Origin of the sequence: Weissella sp. DD23 (genome assembly GCF_001579105.1) — a bacterium.
GTDB lineage: Bacteria > Bacillota > Bacilli > Lactobacillales > Lactobacillaceae > Weissella > Weissella cibaria.
Window position 1 is genome coordinate 139,073 of the sequence record NZ_KQ970390.1, and the last position, 1,427, is coordinate 140,499.

A 1,427-nucleotide genomic window follows, 5' to 3' on the forward strand; every position below is an offset into this window, starting at 1 on the left:
ACTTCCCCAAGTTTTGGGCTGTTCGTGGAGTGAATTTTGAGGCTTTTGAAGGTGAAACGATTGCCATCGTTGGAAACAACGGTTCAGGTAAGTCAACGCTGATGAAGATGGTTGCGGGTATTGTGCCACCAACTTCAGGGGAGATTGAGATTAACGGTGAAACATCGTTAATTGCGATTAATGCTGGCTTGAAGGGAAATATGAGTGGACGTGAAAACATTCGACTCAAGGCCCTTATGCTAGGATTAACGAATGAAGAAATTGACGCGAAAATGGATGAAATTATTGCGTTCTCTGAATTGGGTGATTTCATTGATCAACAAGTTAAAAGTTACTCATCGGGTATGAAGTCAAAACTTGGTTTTTCAATTTCTGTACACACAAATCCAGACATTTTGATTGTTGATGAAGCATTGTCGGTTGGAGATGCAACATTTAATCGTAAGTCACTGGCAAAAATCAAGGAATTCCAGCAACAAGGAAAGACGATTTTCTTTGTGTCACACTCGCTAGGCCAAGTTCGTGAAATGGCCGATCGGGTACTTTGGATGCACTACGGTGAAGTGCGAATGTTTGGGCCTACAGAAGAAGTTATGAATGCATATGATAAGTTCATTGCTGACTACAAGGCTTTATCTGGTAAGGAACAAACTAAGTATCGTAATGAATACCGAACTGCGCAGCAGAACTTTAGCTTGGATGAATTATACGAAAAGTCGTTGAAGCGTGAACGCAAGATAACGGGCAATGATGTTTTGCCAGCTGAAATCGAAACATCAATTTATAAGTCAACGCACAATCGACATTCAGCTGAGCGGTGGTCGGTAGTAGATAAGACCATCTTGGTTGTTTTGTTGCTGTTAACGGTTTTCGTTGCTGATAAGGTTATTCTCAACTTAGGTATGAAAAATATTGTTGAGCATCCTTCGCATTTAATTACGAATTGGTCACCAGAGAAAATTCATGAGTTAAATGTTGAACATATGGCTGATGATTTGAGTGCGAAGTAGGGAGAAATAACATGACTGATTTTTTGCAAGTGATGCGTGAAATCTTTTCAAACGCACCGATTGCCAACCGTTTAGCGCGATTTAATGTTAAGTCACGTTGGGCGGATAATTATCTTGGATCTATTTGGGATTACTTGGAACCAACAATCTATATTGGAACGTACTTCCTTGTTTTTGGTATGGGTATGTATAATGGTACAGTGAATGGGCAACCGTACATTTTATGGCTACTAACTGGAATTGTGCCATGGTACTTTATTCAAGGGTCGTTTAATAAGGGGTTGACGTCAATTAAGTCGCAACTAGGATTGTTGACTAAAATCCGTTTCCCTATGTCAGTTGCTCCTGTGATGCCAATGTTGGAAGAGCTACGTCGCTTTTTTGTTATGACTTTGGCAATGCTGGTGTTATTGCTAG

Annotated in this window: 1 protein-coding gene and 1 pseudogene; both read left to right on the top strand. The window is 40.3% G+C overall.

The window, feature by feature from the left end; translation table 11 throughout:
• A partial coding sequence (locus WEIDD23_RS00640; protein ID WP_062358658.1) for an ABC transporter ATP-binding protein occupies positions 1–1,010 on the top strand: 1,010 nt, incomplete at its 5' end.
• An 11-nt stretch (positions 1,011–1,021) separates the two neighbouring features.
• Positions 1,022–1,427 (top strand): annotated as a pseudogene (locus tag WEIDD23_RS14155) (teichoic acid translocation permease); the annotation flags it as partial.